14 protein-coding genes are annotated in these 16334 nt (G+C 71.1%); all 14 read left to right on the top strand.

The annotated features are described in order from the left end of the window. Nucleotides 1-98 precede the first annotated feature (98 nt). The 14 genes from hrcA to ppdK all read left to right on the top strand — a co-directional run bounded on the left by hrcA (nucleotide 99) and on the right by ppdK (nucleotide 16259). Nucleotides 99-1118, top strand: coding sequence for a heat-inducible transcriptional repressor HrcA (gene hrcA, locus AC08OJ_RS02030; protein ID WP_476594919.1), 1020 nt, complete (start codon nucleotides 99-101; stop codon nucleotides 1116-1118). Beyond that, a complete protein-coding gene (dnaJ, locus tag AC08OJ_RS02025) occupies nucleotides 1118-2257 on the top strand; it encodes a molecular chaperone DnaJ (RefSeq protein WP_476594918.1) in 1140 nt (379 codons plus the stop codon). The genes hrcA and dnaJ overlap by 1 nt, the downstream gene beginning before the upstream one ends. 123 nt (nucleotides 2258-2380) lie before the next feature. After that, nucleotides 2381-2578: an RNA methyltransferase PUA domain-containing protein gene (locus tag AC08OJ_RS02020; protein ID WP_476592128.1), complete on the top strand. Its 198-nt coding sequence runs from the start codon at nucleotides 2381-2383 to the stop codon at nucleotides 2576-2578. Continuing rightward, entirely contained in the window at nucleotides 2527-3081 is a 555-nt protein-coding gene (locus AC08OJ_RS02015) for an RsmE family RNA methyltransferase (protein ID WP_476592127.1), read from the top strand. The genes AC08OJ_RS02020 and AC08OJ_RS02015 overlap by 52 nt, the downstream gene beginning before the upstream one ends. A 156-nt stretch (nucleotides 3082-3237) precedes the next feature. Then, nucleotides 3238-4275: a PhoH family protein gene (locus tag AC08OJ_RS02010; RefSeq protein WP_476592126.1), complete on the top strand. Its 1038-nt coding sequence runs from the start codon at nucleotides 3238-3240 to the stop codon at nucleotides 4273-4275. Nucleotides 4276-4303: 28 nt separating this feature from the next. Continuing rightward, entirely contained in the window at nucleotides 4304-4900 is a 597-nt protein-coding gene (gene ybeY / locus AC08OJ_RS02005; protein WP_476594917.1) for an rRNA maturation RNase YbeY, read from the top strand. Between the two features lie 20 nt (nucleotides 4901-4920). Beyond that, nucleotides 4921-6285 carry a hemolysin family protein gene (locus AC08OJ_RS02000; protein WP_476594916.1) on the top strand — a complete coding sequence of 455 codons (1365 nt, stop codon included), beginning with the start codon at nucleotides 4921-4923 and terminating at the stop codon, nucleotides 6283-6285. After that, a complete protein-coding gene (locus AC08OJ_RS01995) occupies nucleotides 6282-6707 on the top strand; it encodes a cytidine deaminase (protein WP_476592123.1) in 426 nt (141 codons plus the stop codon). Before AC08OJ_RS02000 ends, AC08OJ_RS01995 begins: the two co-directional genes overlap by 4 nt. A 1-nt stretch (nucleotide 6708) precedes the next feature. Further along, complete coding sequence (gene era / locus AC08OJ_RS01990; protein ID WP_476594915.1) at nucleotides 6709-7632, top strand: GTPase Era; 924 nt, start codon at nucleotides 6709-6711, stop codon at nucleotides 7630-7632. Between the two features lie 194 nt (nucleotides 7633-7826). Continuing rightward, nucleotides 7827-8558, top strand: coding sequence for a DNA repair protein RecO (gene recO / locus AC08OJ_RS01985; protein WP_476592121.1), 732 nt, complete (start codon nucleotides 7827-7829; stop codon nucleotides 8556-8558). Nucleotides 8559-8846: 288 nt separating this feature from the next. Next, the gene (locus AC08OJ_RS01980; protein WP_476592120.1) at nucleotides 8847-9644 is read left to right on the top strand and encodes an isoprenyl transferase; all 798 of its coding nucleotides are present in this window, start codon (nucleotides 8847-8849) and stop codon (nucleotides 9642-9644) included. 41 nt (nucleotides 9645-9685) lie between these two features. After that, the gene (locus AC08OJ_RS01975) at nucleotides 9686-10129 is read left to right on the top strand and encodes an antibiotic biosynthesis monooxygenase (RefSeq protein ID WP_476594914.1); all 444 of its coding nucleotides are present in this window, start codon (nucleotides 9686-9688) and stop codon (nucleotides 10127-10129) included. A gap of 279 nt (nucleotides 10130-10408) precedes the next feature. After that, a complete protein-coding gene (locus AC08OJ_RS01970) occupies nucleotides 10409-13462 on the top strand; it encodes a glycine--tRNA ligase (protein WP_476592118.1) in 3054 nt (1017 codons plus the stop codon). Nucleotides 13463-13538: 76 nt separating this feature from the next. Beyond that, nucleotides 13539-16259 (top strand): pyruvate, phosphate dikinase, encoded by a 2721-nt coding sequence (gene ppdK, locus AC08OJ_RS01965; RefSeq protein ID WP_476594913.1) that lies wholly within the window; start codon nucleotides 13539-13541, stop codon nucleotides 16257-16259. Nucleotides 16260-16334: the final 75 nt, after the last annotated feature.

Below are 16334 nucleotides of genomic sequence, written 5' to 3'. Positions count from 1 at the left end.
CACTTGGCACTCACTGCGGCCGAGTGCCAAGCTGGGTGCCCGCCGCTGTACATGCCGTGGCCCGGCCACGTCCCGCCTGGTGAAGGGGGTGCGACCGCGTGCTGGAGGATCGGCGGCTCGAAGTCCTTCGGGCGATTGTTGAGGACTTTGTGCTGAGCAACGAGCCGGTGGGTTCCAAGGCGCTGGCGGAGCGGCACAACCTCGGTGTGTCATCAGCTACTGTCCGTAACGACATGTCCGCCCTGGAGGAAGAGGGGTACATCACACAGCCCCATACCAGCGCAGGACGGATACCGACGGACAAGGGCTACCGGTTGTTCGTGGACCGGTTGTCCGGGGTGAAGCCGCTGTCCCGGGCTGAACGTCGGGCGATCCAGAGCTTCCTGGAGGGCGCCGTCGACCTGGACGACGTGGTGCGCCGCTCCGTGCGGCTGCTCGCCCAGCTCACCCGGCAGGTGGCCGTCGTGCAGTACCCCTCCCTGTCGAGTAGCAGCATCCGGCACATCGAGGTTGTCACACTCGGCCCGTACCGCCTGCTGATGGTCCTCATCACCGACACCGGGCGGGTCGAGCAGCGTATCGTCGACAGCCTCGTACCCATCGACGACGAGGTCGCCGGCGAGCTGCGTTCCGCGCTCAACTGCGCGCTGGCCGGCCGGCGCTTGGTCGACGCCCCCGACATCGTCGCGGCCCTGCCCGACAGCACCCGCTCCGAGCTGCGCCCCTACCTGACCACGATGGCCGGCGCCGTGCTGGAGTCGTTGGTCGAGCGGCAGGAGGAGCGCATCGCGATGGCCGGGACGGCGAATCTCACGCGGTCCCCGGTCGACTTCGCCGACTCGTTGCGGTCGATACTTGAGGCATTGGAAGAACAGGTCGTGCTGATGAAGCTCATCGGCTCGGCGCGGGAGACCGGTACTGTAACCGTACGGATCGGTCGCGAAACGGATGTGGACGCCCTCCGGTCCACCGCGGTGGTGGCCACGGGATACGGTCGTGGTCCCTTCGCGCTGGGTGGGATGGGGGTGGTCGGCCCGATGCGCATGGACTATCCGGGGACGATGGCGGCCGTCCGGGCCGTCGCCAAATATGTGGGTGAACTCTTGGGTGCCGATTGATGGCAGTGGATTATTACGCCGTTCTGGGCGTACGCCGGGAAGCGTCGAACGACGAGATCAAGCGGGCCTACCGCAAACTGGCCCGTGAGCTGCATCCAGACGTCAATCCAGATCCGGATGCGCAGCAGCGCTTCCGGGGCGTCACGGCCGCGTACGAGGTGCTCTCCGATCCGGAGAAGCGCCAGATCGTCGACCTGGGCGGCGATCCGCTCGCGCCCGGCGGCGGCGGTGGTGGTTCGCCGTTCGGCGCCGGTTTCGGCGGCCTTGGTGACATCATGGACGCCTTCTTCGGCGGCGGGTCGAGCCGTGGGCCCCGGTCCCGGGTCCGGCGCGGCAACGACGCGCTGCTGCGTATCGAGCTCGACCTGTCCGAGATCGCGTTCGGCGCCACGCGCGAGATCACCGTGGACACGGCGGCAGTGTGCTCGACGTGTACCGGCGCCGGTGCGGCTCCCGGCACGCACCCGTCGACCTGCGGTACCTGCGGCGGGCGGGGCGAGGTCCAGCAGGTCACCCGTTCCTTCCTCGGCCAGATGGTGACCTCCCGGCCTTGTCCGCGGTGTTCGGGTACCGGCACCGTGATCGAGCATCCCTGCCGGGACTGCGGCGGCGACGGCCGGGTACGCAAGCGCCGGACGCTCACCGTGAAGATCCCCTCCGGGGTCGAGGACGGCATGCGCATCCGGCTGTCGGGCGAGGGCGAGGTCGGGCCCGGCGGCGGGCCGCCCGGTGACCTTTACGTCGAGGTCTCCGAGAAGCAGCACCCGGTCTTCACCCGGGAGGGCGACGATCTGCACTGTGAGCTGCCGCTGCCGATGACCTCGGCGGCGCTCGGCACCTCCGCCACGCTGGAGACCCTCGACGGCACCGAGACCATCGCCGTGAAGCCCGGCACCCAGCCCGGTGAGGTCATCAAGCTCGCCGGGCGCGGGGTTCCGCATCTGCGGGCCGCCGGGCGCGGTCATCTGCACATCCACATCAACGTCGAGACTCCGACGAAGCTGGACAGCGAGCAGGAGCGGTTGCTGCGGGAGTTGGCGAAGCTGCGCGACGAGGAGGCGCCGGCCGTCGTGGGCGGATCCTCCGGCGGCGGCGCGGCGGGGCTGTTCCGGCGGCGGGGCACGCGCCGCGGCCGTTAGCCCGGTCGTCGGCCGTGACCGCTGCGGAGAGGATGCATCCTGACCAGCGCCCTGTTTCGGCTGTCGCCGCTGCCGATCGCGGACTCGTTCACCCTCGCTGGTCCGGAGGGTCGCCATGCGGCCATGGTGCGCCGGCTGCGGCCGGGGGAACCGGTCGACGTGACCGACGGTCTTGGCCATGCGGTGGAGTGCGAGGTCGTCGCCGTCCGGCGGGATGAGATCGACTGCGCCGGGTCGCCGCCGGGGCCCCGAGCCCCCGGCTGGTTGTCGTGCAGGCCCTTGCCAAGGGGGATCGGGGCGAGCGGGCGGTGGAGATGCTGACCGAGGTCGGTGTCGACGAGATCGTGCCGTGGTCGGCGGCCCGGTCCGTGGCCCGTTGCGAGGGTGTCCGTGGCGTGCGGGCCCGGGAACGCTGGGTCAGAGCCGCGGAGGAGGCGTCGAAGCAGTCCCACCGACTGCACTGGCTAGTGGTGGGCGAGCTGGCCGGCCTGAAGGAGGTTGTCGAGCGGGTGCGGGCGGCGGCGCTTGCCGTCGTCCTGCACGAGGAGGCGACCATCCCGTTGGTCGGACTGGCCCGCTCGGTTGGACTGGTCCGCTCGGTTGAGGTGCTGGAGCGGGTGGGCCCGACCGCCTCGGCGGCGGAGCTGGTGCTCGTCGTGGGCCCCGAGGGAGGGGTGTCCGAGCCGGAACTGGCCACGCTGGGTGAGGCCGGAGCGATTGTGTCGCGGCTCGGTTTGACGGTGCTGCGCACATCCACCGCCGGCGTCGTGGCCGCGGCGGTCGTGTTCGCGGATCTCGGTCGTTGGGACGGCCCGGCGCGGTGATGGATAGACTGGCCAGGTAGCGCCCGTGGTCCGCCTCGCTGGGCGGCCCCTCCGGCTGGAGGGGTTCTGTCCCGGTGTCGGCTGTCCGCGCCGCGCCGCGCCGCCTACCGCAATCATCAATCCTGAGAGGTGCCCCGGCCTCGCTGGCCGCTCTTTATGCCCGAATCCGTTACGCCACCCGTCGCGCCCGACACCAGGGTCCAGACGCGCATTGTCGTACCCGGTCCGCACAGCATGGTGAGTCTGCTCGGTCACCAGGATCAGCTGCTCCGTACCGTCGAGAAGGCTTTCTCCTCGGATATCCATGTGCGTGGCAACGAGATCACCATCACCGGCGCTCCGGCTGAGAACGAGCTCGCTGCCAGGTTGTTCGCCGAGCTCATCGCGCTGCTCGACGCCGGGACGGAGCTCAGCCCGCAGCATGTCGACCATTCGTTGGCGATGCTGCGCAGCGGCGCCGAGGAGCGGCCGGCCGAGGTTCTCACCCTCAACATCCTCTCCAGCCGGGGCCGGACGATCCGGCCGAAGACGCTGAACCAGAAGCGGTACGTCGATGCGATCGACCAGCACACCATCGTTTTCGGGATCGGGCCGGCCGGCACCGGCAAGACCTACCTCGCCATGGCGAAGGCCGTTCAGGCGTTGCAGGCCAAGAAGGTGAACCGGATCATTCTGACCCGCCCCGCGGTCGAGGCGGGGGAACGCCTCGGGTTCCTGCCGGGGACCCTGTACGAGAAGATCGATCCTTACCTGCGGCCGCTCTACGACGCGCTGCATAACATGATCGATCCGGACTCGATCCCGCGGCTGATGCAGAGCGGCACGATCGAGGTGGCCCCACTGGCCTACATGCGCGGCCGGACGCTGAACGACGCCTTCATCATCCTCGACGAAGCCCAGAACACCTCGCCGGAACAGATGAAGATGTTCCTCACCCGGCTCGGCTTCGGCGCGAAGATCGTTGTTACTGGGGACGTGACCCAGGTCGACCTCCCCAGCGGCACCCGCAGCGGGCTGCGGGTGGTCCGGGAGATCCTCGACGGCCTCGACGACGTCCATTTTGCATCCCTGACCAGCTCCGATGTGGTTCGGCACCGGCTCGTGAGCGAGATCGTCGACGCTTACGCCCGCTGGGACGCGGCCAGCGCGCCGCCACCCGCTCCGGCCCGGTCTGCCCGTCGGGACCGACGGTGACCGTCGCCGCGGCCAGAGAGGACCGCTGATGGCCGTATTCGTTGCCAACGAGTCGGGCGCGAGTGACGTCGACGAGGTGAGGCTGGCCGCGCTCGCCCGGTTCGTGCTCGACGCTATGAAGGTGAACCCGCTCGCCGAGCTCTCGGTGATGCTGGTGGAGCCGAAGGCTATGACCGATCTGCACGTCCGGTACATGGGCGAGGAGGGCCCGACCGACGTCCTGTCCTTCCCGCAGGACGACGCCTTCGACGCCTCGTGGTCGGAGTCGGTCGACGACGATCCGACCACCCTGCTCGGCGACGTCGTGCTGTGCCCGGACGTCGCGCGGCGGCAGGCGGAGCAGGCCGGTCACTCCTTCGATCGCGAGCTGTCCCTGCTGTGCACCCACGGCATCCTGCACCTGCTCGGCTACGACCACGCCGAGCCGGACGAGGAACGCGAGATGTGGAAGGTACAGAGCCAGCTGCTCGCGTCGTGGGACGGCGCGGTGCGGGCCCCCGGCGACGCGGACGCCGCCCGCGATGCCGCGGGCGGCGGCGAGGGCCGCCGTAGTGACCAGAGCCGCCGCAGTGACCAGGGCCGTGGCGGTGGCGCCGGAGAGCCCCCTGCCGCGCCCGCACGCTGACCCGGCACAAGGGGGTCCGCATGAGTTCCGGTGATCTTTTTCTCGTCTTCATCGCCGTGATGGGCTCGCTTACCGCGGCGGGTCTCGGCGGCATCGACGCGGCCCTGACCCGGGTCTCCCGGGTGACGGTCGAGGGCTTCTCCCGCCAGGGCCGGGCCGGTGCCCGGAACCTGGCGACCGTCGTGGCCGATCCGGGCCGCTACCTCGCGCTGCTGCTGCTCCTGCGCATCGTCGCGGAGATGCTCGCCGCGGCCTGTATCACGGTGCTGTTCGTGCACGCCTACGGGGCCAGGTTCGCCGCGATCGGCCTCGGGACGCTGGCCTCGACCCTGGTCGCCTACATCCTCGTCGGGGTGATGTCCCGTACCCTGGGCCGCCAGCACGCCCCCGCGGTGGCGTTGGCCAGCGCCGGTCTCACGGTCCGGTTGGCGCGGATCTTCGGGCCGTTGCCCCGGCTGCTGATCGCGTTCGGCAACGCGGTCACCCCCGGCCCTGGTTTCCGGGATGGTCCCTTCGCCTCCGAGGCCGAGCTGCGCGATCTCGTCGACCTCGCCGAGGAGAACGAGGTCATCGAGCGCGAGGAACGCGACATGATCGCGTCGGTGTTCGAGCTCGGGGACACCCTGGTGCGCGAGGTGATGGTGCCGCGTCCGGACATGCTCTTCATCGAGTCGACGAAGACCGTCCGGCAGGCCCTCGCGCTGGCCCTGCGCAGCGGCTTCTCGCGGATCCCCGTCATCGGGGAGAGCGTCGACGACGTGGTGGGGATCGCCTTCCTCAAGGACATGGTCCGCCGGGAACGCGAGGGGGGCGAGGACGGTGCGATCGCTGAGATCATGCGTTCGCCCGCGCTTGTGCCCGAGAGTAAGCCCGCGGACGACCTGCTCCGCGAGATGCAGGCGTCGCGCACCCACATGGCGATCGTCATCGACGAGTACGGTGGAACGGCCGGACTCGTCACCATCGAGGACATCCTCGAGGAGATCGTCGGTGAGATCACCGACGAGTACGACAACGAGGTTCCGCCGGTGGAGTGGATCGACGCTGACACCGCGCGGGTAACCGCCCGGCTCGACATCGACGATCTGGCGAAGCTGTTCCACTTCGATGTGGACGACCTGCCCGGCGCGGACGACACCCTCACCGTCGGTGGCCTGCTGGCCACGGCCCTGGGACGGGTGCCCATCCCGGGTGCGACGGTCACGGTCGGTGGGTTGCGGCTGTCGGCGGAACGGGCCGCCGGCCGGCGTAACCAGATCGGCACCGTGGTCGTCCAGCGGTTGCCGCATCCGTCGAACGGCGACGACGGCTCGCCGCCTCCTCGATCCGACGACGGCGGCGAACCCGTGCGCAGCTCGTCGTCGGACAGAAAGGTGAATTCGTGACCGCCGACGTGACCCGGTCGGGGACCGTGCCTGCCGATGGCAACTCGGCCGACGGCGTCCCGGCTCTCGACCTCGCCGCCGAGGACGCGAAGCTCGTGGTGCTGGCCAGGGCGGCGCGGCTGCGTGCCTACGCCCCCTCGGGCGACCCTGCGGAGGGAGCGGCGCTGCGTGACACCGACGGTCGCACCTACGCGGCGGCGACTCTCGGCCTGGGCCGGGCCGAGCTAGCGATCTCGGCGCTGCGCGCGGCGGTGGCCGCCGCGGTGTCCAGTGGCGCCCGCCGGTTCGAAGCTGCCGCGGTGGTCACGCAGAAGGACGAGCTCGACCGCGCCGACCTGGCGACGTTGGCCGAGTTCGGCGTCGGGATCCCGGTGTTCCTCGCCGGCCCGGACGGCGTCGCCCGGACCAGGGTGACCACCTAGCGTGTCGACAACGACCTCGGTGCCGTTCCGGGCCGGCTTCGCCTGCCTCGTCGGACGGCCCAACGCCGGCAAGTCGACGCTGACGAACGCGCTGGTAGGGACGAAGGTCGCCATTACCAGCGGGCGACCACAGACCACTCGGCACGCCATCCGCGGCATCGTCCACCGCGACGACGCCCAGCTCGTCCTGGTCGACACCCCGGGGTTGCACCGGCCGCGCACGCTGCTCGGGCAGCGGCTCAATGACGTGGTGCGGGCCACGCTGTCCGAGGTTGACGTCGTCGGTTTCTGCATGCCCGCGGACGAGCCGGTCGGCCGGGGGGACCGCTTCATCGCCGAGGAGCTGTCCCGGCTGCCCAAGCGCACCCCGGTGGTCGCCATCCTCACCAAGACAGACCGGGTCGCCGATCCCGATCGGATCGGCGCCCGCCTGCTCGAGATCGCCGGGCTCGGCGAGTTCAGTGACATCGTTCCAGTCAGCGCGGTGCGCTCCTACCAGGTCGACGTGCTCGCCGACATGCTCGTCGCCCGGCTGCCCGCCGGGCCTGCGCTGTATCCCGGTGGGGAGCTGACCGACGAACCGGAACAGGTGATGGTCGCCGAACTCGTCCGTGAGGCCGCGTTGGAGGGGGTCCGCGACGAGTTGCCGCACTCGCTCGCCGTCGTGGTGGAGGAGATGGTCCCCCGGGAGGGCAGGCCGGCGCAGCGTCCTCTCCTCGACGTCCGGGTGAACGTCTTCGTCGAGCGGCCCAGCCAGAAGGCGATTGTCATCGGGACCAGTGGATCCCGCCTCAAGGAGGTCGGTTCCCGCGCCCGTACCCAGATCGAGGCGCTCCTCGGCACCCCGGTCTTCCTCGATCTACATGTCAAGGTCGCCAAGGACTGGCAGCGCGATCCGCGTCAGCTGCGTCGCCTGGGGTTCTGAGCCGGCTCGCCGCCGGGCCCCACCGGGGCACCGTCCATGCCGCGTCCATGCCGCCATGTACTGCCGTACCTACCCCCGGCTATGGGAACGGGATGCCCGGCGGGCTCCTCAGGAGAACATCCCGGCTGGTACCGGCCATCTGCCGGGCGACCTCGCTTCACCGCATGAACTCGGGGCCGTGCAACCATGGGCGGGTGCCGGTGTATCGCGACGAAGGTGTCGTCCTGCGCACGGCCCCCCTCACCGAGGCCGACCGCATCATTACCGTGCTCACCCGTCGGACCGGTCGGGTGCGGGCCGTCGCCAAGGGTGTCCGCAAGACGTCCTCGCGGTTCGGGTCGCGGCTGGAGCCGGGCACGTACGTCGATCTGCTGCTGCATTCCGGCCGGGCGCTGGACACGGTCACCCAGGCGGACATCATCTCTCCCTACGGCGCCACGATCGCCGTCGACTACCCGAGGTACACCGCGGCCGCGGTGATGCTCGAGACCGCCGAGCGGTTGACCAGCGAGGAACGCCAGCCCGCCCTGCGGCTGTTCCTCCTGCTCGTCGGTGGTCTGCGTACGCTCGCCGGCGGGGAGCGCCCACCCGCGCTCGTCCTCGACGCGTTCCTGCTGCGGGCGCTCGCGGTGTCCGGGTATGGGATGGCCCTAGACGACTGCGCGCGCTGCGGTGGGCCTGGGCTGCACCTGTCGTTGTCCGTGTCGGGCGGCGGCGTAGTGTGCCCGCAATGTCGCCCGCACGGTGCGGCGTCGGTGTCCGCGGGTGCGGTGCGGCTGCTCGCGGATCTGTTGTGCGGTGACTGGGACGGTGCACTGGTCAGTGACGCCCGCGCCCGGCGGGAGGCCGGTGGCATCGTCGCCGCCTATCTCCAGTGGCATCTCGAACGCGGGCTTCGCGCGCTGCCTCATCTGGAGAGGGCGTGACGCGGCCGGGCGCCGTGGTGGAGGTCTCGCGCGTGCGCTGGGACGGTCGTCCCGGGGAGGCGGGCTAGGCGGCCTGGGTGCGACCGCCGGGGAACGGGACCATGGGAGCGGGACGGCGGCGGGACGGGCCGTGGCGGAAGGACGAGGACGGACATGGTGAGGCGGAAAGCGGTGGTGGGTGCGTCCGGCGCGACCCGGCGCCGACGGGGGGACGATGTGGTGATGGCAGGGATCGGCAGGACGGATTGCGGCTTGAAGCCGCCCCGGACGGGTACGGGGAGGTAGGCGGTGGCGCTGCGTAATGATGTGGAGATGCGGTTCCGCGATCCGCATCCCCATCCCTCCGGCGCGCGGCCTCCGGTCCTGCCGTCGCGTCTCGTCCCGCGGCATGTGGGCATCGTCATGGACGGTAACGGACGGTGGGCGAAGAGGCGCGGGCTGGCGCGGACAAAGGGGCACGAGGCCGGCGAGGACGCCCTGTTCGACTGCGTCGAGGGCGCGATCGAGCTCGGGGTCCGATGGTTGTCGGTGTTCGCCTTCTCCACGGAGAACTGGAAACGGTCACCGGACGAGGTGGCGTTCCTGATGCGCTTCACCGACGGGGTGTTCGGCCGGCGCATCGAGGACATGCACGCGCTCGGTGTGCGGGTTCGCTGGGCGGGCCGTCGTCCCCGGCTGTGGGGGAACGTGATCAGGCGGCTGGAGTCGTCCGAGGAACGTACCCGTGACAACGACCGGCTCACCCTGGTGATGTGCGTGAACTACGGCGGCCGGGCCGAGATCGCCGATGCCGCGGCGGCGATCGCCCGGGACGTGCGGGAGGGCCGGCTGCGCGTCGATCGGATCGATGAGGCGACCATCGGCCGCTACCTGGACGAGCCCGATATGCCCGATCTGGACCTCGTCATTCGGACTTCCGGGGAACAGCGGCTCAGCAACTTCCTGCTCTGGCAGGCCGCCTATGCCGAGTTCTCGTTCGTCGAGACGCTCTGGCCGGACTTCGACCGGCGCGATCTGTGGTCCGCCTGTGAGGATTTCGCCCGACGGGACCGGCGCTACGGCGGAACCGTCGCCCACCGCGTCTGATGCCTGGGCCCGACGTTCCGACTGGACCAGACGCTTCCACCGTGCCCGACTGGGCGGCGCCGACGGCCGGTGCTCCGGTCGTTGCCCAGATCGCCTTCGCCGTGCCCGGGGACGCCAGCCCGGGCGGGGCGGGGTTCGCCGCGGCGGCACGCCCGGCGCTCGACGCGCTCGCCCGGGCCCCGGGATTCCGTGGTGGGCGGATCGCCCAGGCGCTCGACGAACCCGGCTCGTGGCTGATGACCACCGAGTGGGACGGGCCGGGTGCGTGGCGTCGCGCGTTGTCCGCCTTCGAGGTGCGGTACGCGCTGACGCCGCTGCTCGTCTTCGCGGTCGACGGGCCCGGCACCTTCGAGGTGCTGATGTCGGTGGACGGGCCGGGTGGCTCGGCGCGGACCCATCGGTCCGACCGTGCGCCGGACGCCGGCACCGCGGCTCCCGGCGAGCTGCCGCGCTCCGCCGGTGCGCCGGGCACCGGCCGGCCGTGACCAGCCGCGGGATTGCCGGTGGGTACCGGTAGCCTCGACTCAGCATCATGGAATCTACGATCTATGGGTTGTGGATCTATGATGTGCAGATCTATGGATCATAGATCATGGATCTGTGAATCATGGATTCGGAGTGTCGATGTCCCTTGGACAGTCCCCTCCCTGACCGCCTGACCGCTCTCTCCGGACACCGGTCGCCGGCGGGCCGGTGTCCGGTCCCCGGAACCGGGGTGTCCGCCCCACTCGTGACCGCGACAGCGAAATGCCGAGGCTCGCTCGATGTTGACCATGCAGGACGCGCTGCTGGCGCTGACCCGTTACTGGACCGACCGCGGCTGCATGATCGTGCAGCCGTTCAACACCGAGGTCGGCGCTGGTACGCTCAACCCAGCCACGGTGCTGCGGGTGCTCGGACCGGAGCCGTGGCGGGTCGCGTACGCCGAACCCTCGGTCCGTCCCGACGACTCCCGCTACGGCCACAACCCGAACCGGCTGCAGACCCACACCCAGTTCCAGGTCATCCTCAAACCGGACCCGGGCAACTCCCAGGAGCTCTACCTGGGCAGTCTCGCGGCGCTCGGCATCGACACCGCCGCCCACGACGTCCGGTTCGTCGAGGACAACTGGGCCTCGCCCGCGCTCGGTGCCTGGGGTCTGGGCTGGGAGATCTGGCTCGACGGCCTGGAGATCACCCAGTTCACCTACTTCCAGCAGGCCGGTGGCCAGACGCTCGACACCGTCAGCGTCGAGATCACCTATGGCGTGGAACGCATCCTCATGGCCCTGCAGGGCGTCCGCCACTTCAGCGAGATTGCTTACGCCCCCGGCATCTCCTACGGCGAGGTGTTCGGCCAGGCCGAGTACGAGATGTCCCGGTACTACCTCGACGACGCCGACATCGACACCGTGCGCCGGCTCTACGCCGACTATGCCGCCGAGGCCCGCCGGCTCATCGACGCCCGGCTGCCCGTCCCCGCGCACTCCTACGTGCTGAAGTGTTCGCACGCCTTCAACATCCTCGATTCCCGGGGCGCGGTCTCCACCACCGAGCGGGCCACCTCCTTCGCGCAGATGCGCGGACTGTCGCGGGAGGTCGCGGCGCTGTGGCGGGACCGCCGCGAGGAGCTTGGCCATCCCCTCGGGGTGGCCTCCCCGCCACCGGCCGCGGTGCCCGCCGCGGTGACCACCCAGATCGAGGCGCCGGCCACCCTGCTGTTCGAGATCGGGACGGAGGAGCTCCCGGCGGCCGAGGTGACCCGGACCATCGAGGCGGTGCGCGCCGGCCTCGTCGAGCGGCTAGCGGCCACCCGCCTCACGCACGGTGCGGTCCGGGTGCTGGGCACTCCCCGGCGCATCGTGGCGATTGTTGACGAGGTGGCGCCCCGGGAGCCGGACGTCGAGCGGGTCGTCCGCGGCCCGCGCGTTTCGGCCGCCTACGACGCCGCCGGCGCGCCGACGAAGGCCGCCGTCGGGTTCGCGCGTGGTCAGGGCGCGGATCCCGCCGGCCTCCAGGTCGTCACCCACCGCGGTGTCGAGCATGTCGCGCTCGTGCGCACCGAGGCTGGCGGGGACGCCGCCCGGGTGCTGGCCGGGGTGCTCGGTGAGCTGGTGGCGGGGCTGCGCGCGGAGCGCAATATGCGTTGGAACGATCCGGCCCTGTCGTTCAGCCGGCCGGTGCGCTGGCTGCTCGCCCTGCTCGGCGAGGCCGTGGTGCCGGTGGCGGTGTCGACGCTCGCGGCCGGTCGGACCACCCGCGGCCACCGGCGGGCCGGCTCCCCGCCGCTCGACGTGCCGAGCGCGTCCGGCTACCCCGAACTGCTCGCCGCCCGCTCGGTCCTGCTCGACCCGGTAGTTCGCCGCGAGCTCGTCGTCGAGGAGGCGGCCAAGCTCACCGCGGACTCCGGCGGTCACATCGACCTCGTCGCCGAGGCGGACGTGCTCACCGAGGTGGCGAACCTCGTCGAGTTCCCGCGCCCGATCCTCGGGTCCTTCGAGGAACGCTTTCTGGACCTGCCGGCGGAGATCCTCACCACCGTCATGCGCAAGCACCAGCGCTACCTGCCGGTGCGTGACGCCGCCGGGCGGCTGCTGCCGTCGTTCGTCGCCGTCGCCGATGGCGAGGTCGACCAGGCGCTGGTCCGCGCCGGCAACGAGGAGGTCATCCGGGCCCGGTTCACCGACGCCGCGTTCTTCTACGACGCCGACGTCACGGTGCCGCCCGAGACGTTCCGGGCGGAGCTCGCGAAGCTGACGTTCGAGCAGCGGCTCGGCTCCGTCGCGGACCGGGCCGACCGCATCGCGGCGCTGGCGCGTGACCTTGCCGAGGAGATCGGCCTCGGTGAGGACGACCGGGCCACCCTGGACCGGGCGGCCGCGCTCGCCAAGTTCGATCTGGCCACCCAGATGGTCATCGAGCTGTCGAGCCTCGCCGGCACGATGGCGCGGGAGTATGCCCGCCGGGCCGGTGAGCCCGAGGCGGTCGCCGTCGCCCTCTTTGAGATGGAGCTGCCTCGCCGGGCCGGTGATCAGCTGCCCGCTACCGCCCCCGGTGGCCTGCTGGCCCTCGCCGACCGGCTCGATCTGCTTGTTGGGCTGTTCGCGCTCGACGCGGCTCCCACGGGGAGTTCGGATCCGTTCGGGTTGCGCCGGGCCGCGCTCGGGGTCGCCGCGATCCTGGGCAGCCGGCCCGAGCTCGCCGGCCTCACCGTCACCGGCGCGCTGGCCCGTGCTGCCCGGCTTACCCCGGTGCCGGTGCCCGCCGAGGCGCTCGAGGCCGCCGGGGCGTTCGTCCGTGGCCGCTACGTCCAGCAACTACTCGACGCCGGGGTGGACCACCGCCTGGTCGGCGCAGTCGGGCCGCTCACCGGCACGCCGGCCCGCGCGGCCGCCACCTTGGTGACACTGCGGCAGCTCGTCCAGGGGGAGTCCGCACCCGCCGCCGGCTTCGCCGCCCTGGCCGCCGCGTTGCAGCGGGTCCGCCGGATCGTGCCGGCCGGGACCCCGGCGGTGCTCGACGCGCAGCGCCTCACCGAACCCGCCGAGATCGACCTGCTGGAGGTCGTGACAGCCCTCGCCCAGCGGCTCGCGCCCTCCGGCGCCGATTCGGCTGTCACCGCGGAGACGCCGGCCGGAGTGATCTCCCTCGATGAGCTGGTCGCCGCAGCCGGAGACCTGCCGGCCGCCGTCGACGCGTTCTTCGACGCGGTGATGGTGATGGCCGACGACCCGGCGGTGCGGGCGGCGCGGCTCGGTCTGCTGGCCTGGATCCGGGACCTGACGGCCGGAGCTCTCGACTGGGAGGCTCTCGGCTCGCTGCCCGCTTCCGGTTACTGATCATGGGCATTCTGGCTGCGCATACCGTTACCACGGGTTAGCGTCTGGGTATCACTCCGGGGCGGAAGGGACGACCATGGCGCGCTACGTGTATGGCTTCCACCAGGGCAACAAGGATATGAAGGATCTTCTCGGCGGTAAGGGCGCGAACCTCGCCGAGATGACGAATCTCGGTCTGCCCGTCCCGCCCGGGTTCACCATCAGCACCCAGGCGTGCCGGGAGTACCTTGCCGGCGGCGAACCGGTCGGGCTACGGGTGGAGATCGATCAGCATCTTGCCGCTCTGGAGACCGCCCGGGGACGGCGGCTCGGCCAGGCCGACGATCCGCTGCTGGTGTCGGTGCGTTCCGGCGCGAAGTTCTCCATGCCCGGGATGATGGACACCATCCTGAACATCGGCCTGACCGACCAGGCCGTCTTGGGCCTGGCCGAGCAGTCGGGTTCGCCGCGGTTCGCCTGGGACTCCTACCGCCGGCTGCTGGCCATGTTCGGCCGGACCGTCCTCGGTGTCGGCGAGCCGTCGTTCGACGCGGCTCTCGAGGCGGCGAAGCGGGCCAAGGGCACCAGCAGCGACCTCGACCTCGACGAGAACGACCTGCGGGCGCTCGTCGCGACCTACCAGCGGATCGTGCTCGAGCGCACCGGCCGTCCCTTCCCCCAGGATCCCCGCGAGCAGCTGGATCTCGCGATCCGAGCGGTGTTCGACTCCTGGAACGGGCCGCGGGCCCGGCTGTACCGCCGTACCGAACGCATTACGGACGATCTCGGGACGGCAGTGAGCGTCGTCGCGATGGTGTTCGGCAACCTTGGAACGGACTCGGGCACCGGGGTGGCCTTCACCCGGGACCCGGGCAACGGGGAACCCGGCGTGTACGGAGACTATCTGCCCAATGCCCAGGGCGAGGATGTGGTGGCCGGGATCCGTAACCCGGTTCCCCTTGCCGAGCTGGAGCGGATCGACCCGGCATCCTTCACCGAACTGCGCGAGATCATGACGCGCTTGGAGAAGCACTACCGGGACCTGTGCGACATCGAGTTCACGATCGAACATGGCAGGTTGTGGATCCTGCAGACCCGCGTCGGCAAACGCACTGCCGCGGCGGCCTTCCGGATCGCCGCCACGCTCGCCGAACGCGGTGTCATCGACGATGACGAGGCGCTGTGCCGGGTGAGCGGCGACCAGCTCGCCACCCTGATGTTCCCGCGCTTCGACGACACGGCCCGCCCCGCCCCGATCGCGACGGGAGTGAACGCCGCGCCCGGGGCTGCGGTGGGGGAGGCCGTCTTCGACGCCGCCGAGGCGGTGCGGGTGGCGGCCGAGGGCCGACCGGTCATCCTCGTCCGCCGCGAGACGAACCCCGACGACCTCGCGGGCATGCTCGCGGCGCGCGGAATCCTGACCTCCCGGGGCGGCCGGACGTCGCATGCCGCCGTCGTCGCCAGAGGATTGGGCCGGACCTGCGTGTGCGGGGCCGAGGAGATCGAGGTCGATCCCGCCGGTCGCCGCCTCACCACCGGGCGGGGCGTGGTCGTGCGGGAGGGGGACATCCTCTCCATCGACGGGACCACCGGCGCGGTATACCCCGGTCCCGTACCGCTCGTCCCGTCACCGGTCGTCGAGTACTTCGAGGCCGGCCATCCCGACCATGCCGGCCATTCCGGCCGCCTCGACCATCCCCGGCCGGGCGGGGACCTGGTCGCCGCCGTGGATCGGCTGATGCGGCACGCCGACCGGTCCCGCCGGCTGCGGGTCCGCGCGAATGCCGACACCGGGCCGGACGCCGCGCGGGCCCGCCGGTTCGGCGCCGCGGGTATCGGGCTGTGCCGCACCGAGCACATGTTCCTCGGGGACCGTCGTGTCCTGGTCGAGCAGATGATCCTCGCGGGAACGCCGGCCGAGCGGACCGAGGCGCTCAGCCGGCTGCTTCCTCCGCAACGGGAGGATTTCGTCGAGATCTTCACCGCGATGGACGGTCTGCCCGTCACGGTCCGGCTGCTCGATCCGCCGTTGCACGAGTTCCTCCCGGACCTCACCGAGCTGTCCGTGTCGATCGCCGCCGCGGACGCCGCCGGAAGCCCGGTCGACGACGCCGACCGGGCGAGGCTGGCGGTCCTGCGGGGCATGCACGAGACCAACCCGATGCTGGGTCGCCGTGGCGTCCGACTCGCTCTCACCGTCCCGGGGCTGGTGGAACTGCAGGCGCGGGCGATCGCCGAGGCGCTGGTGCGCTGCCGCCGCGTGGGCGGTGATCCCCGTCCCGAGATCATGATTCCGTTTATCTCCACCGCGGCGGAGCTGGATGCCGTCCGGGACCGGGTGCGCGGGGTACTAGCCGAGGTCGGCGCCGAGAGCGGCCTGGAGATCGACCTGCCGATCGGCACGATGATCGAGGTTCCGCGGGCGGCGCTCACCGCGGACCAGATCGCCCGCCGCGCCGAGTTCTTCTCGTTCGGCACCAACGACCTCACCCAGCTGCTCTGGGGTTTCTCCCGGGATGACGTCGAGGCATCGTTGCTGCCGCGCTATCTCGACCTCGGCATCCTGGCCGGGTCGCCGTTCGCGTCGGTGGACCGCGACGGGGTGGGCGCCCTGATGAGGACGGCGGTCCGGGCCGGGCGGGGCGCCCGGCCCGATCTCGGCCTCGGCGTCTGTGGCGAGCACGGCGGCGATCCCGATTCCGTGCACTTCTTCGCCGAACTCGAGCTCGACTACGTTTCCTGTTCGCCGTTCCGGGTGCCGGTGGCCCGGCTGGAGGCCGGGCGTGCCGCGGTTCTCGGCCGGTCGGCGGTCGGGTGAGTTTCCGCCCGGCCCGTTCCCTGCCCTTCCCGGGCTGGAATCCCGATCGGGGTTGGGCGGATGAACGGGGCAGTT

The sequence above is a fragment of the Frankia sp. CgKIO3 genome, from assembly GCF_977946435.1.
Note: the sequence above shows the minus strand (reverse complement) of the source record. Positions and strands in the feature narration are given on the sequence as shown.

Coding starts and splice junctions, on each gene's coding strand:
- dnaJ (WP_476594918.1), top strand. CDS start 1,118: ATGGCAGTGGATTATTACGCCGTTCTGGGCGTACGCCGGGAAGCGTCG.
- AC08OJ_RS02020 (WP_476592128.1), top strand. CDS start 2,381: ATGGTGCGCCGGCTGCGGCCGGGGGAACCGGTCGACGTGACCGACGGT.
- ybeY (WP_476594917.1), top strand. CDS start 4,304: ATGGCCGTATTCGTTGCCAACGAGTCGGGCGCGAGTGACGTCGACGAG.
- AC08OJ_RS02000 (WP_476594916.1), top strand. CDS start 4,921: ATGAGTTCCGGTGATCTTTTTCTCGTCTTCATCGCCGTGATGGGCTCG.
- ppdK (WP_476594913.1), top strand. CDS start 13,539: ATGGCGCGCTACGTGTATGGCTTCCACCAGGGCAACAAGGATATGAAG.
- AC08OJ_RS01970 (WP_476592118.1), top strand. CDS start 10,409: ATGTTGACCATGCAGGACGCGCTGCTGGCGCTGACCCGTTACTGGACC.
- AC08OJ_RS02010 (WP_476592126.1), top strand. CDS start 3,238: ATGCCCGAATCCGTTACGCCACCCGTCGCGCCCGACACCAGGGTCCAG.